The sequence below is a fragment of the Paraburkholderia sp. J69-1 genome (genome assembly GCF_905220255.1).
Classification (GTDB): Bacteria; Pseudomonadota; Gammaproteobacteria; order Burkholderiales; family Burkholderiaceae; genus Paraburkholderia.
In genome coordinates this window covers 1-866 of sequence record NZ_CAJMZG010000075.1, presented here as the reverse complement: position 1 = coordinate 866, position 866 = coordinate 1, and the positions used below count along the sequence as shown (strand labels likewise).

At 64.0% G+C, this 866-nt stretch carries 1 protein-coding gene; it reads right to left on the bottom strand.

Going from position 1 to position 866, the window contains the following annotated elements; genetic code table 11:
- Positions 1-866 (bottom strand): serine hydroxymethyltransferase (gene glyA, locus U5A67_RS40420; RefSeq protein WP_321818830.1); only part of this gene is annotated, 866 nt, incomplete at both ends.

The following is an 866-nucleotide window of genomic DNA, read 5'->3' as shown; positions in this document are numbered from 1 at the left end:
ACCTGCTCGGCTTCCTTCACGCCGAAGCCGCGCGTGGTCATCGCCGGCGAACCCAGACGGATACCGCTCGTCACGAACGGCTTTTCCGGGTCGTTCGGGATCGCGTTCTTGTTGACCGTGATGTGCGCGGCGCCCAGCACGGCTTCCGCTGCCTTGCCGGTGATGTTCTTCGCGCGCAGGTCGACCAGCATGACGTGGCTTTCCGTGCGGCCCGAAACAATACGCAGACCGCGCTTGACCAGCGTTTCAGCCAGCACGCGGGCGTTCTCGACCACTTGCTGCTGATACGTCTTGAATTCCGGCGATGCCGCTTCCTTGAACGCAACGGCCTTGCCGGCGATCACGTGCATCAGCGGGCCGCCCTGGATACCCGGGAAGATCGCCGAATTGATGGCTTTTTCGTGCTCGGCCTTCATCAGGATCACGCCGCCGCGCGGGCCGCGCAGGCTCTTGTGCGTGGTCGTGGTGACGAAGTCGGCGAACGGCACCGGGTTCGGGTAGACGCCCGCAGCGATCAGACCGGCGTAGTGCGCCATGTCGACCATGAAGTACGCGCCCACAGCCTTCGCCACCTTGGCGATACGCTCGAAGTCGATACGCAGCGCAAATGCCGACGCACCCGCGATGATCAGCTTCGGTTTGGTTTCGTGCGCGCGCTTTTCGAGCGCTTCGTAGTCGATGTCTTCGTTCGCGTCGAGGCCGTAGCTGACGACGTTGAACCACTTGCCGCTCATGTTGAGCGCCATGCCGTGCGTGAGGTGGCCGCCTTCGGCCAGGCTCATGCCCATGATGGTGTCGCCCGGCTTGAGCACGGCGAAGAACACGCCCTGGTTGGCCTGCGAACCCGAGTTCGGCTGCACGTTGGC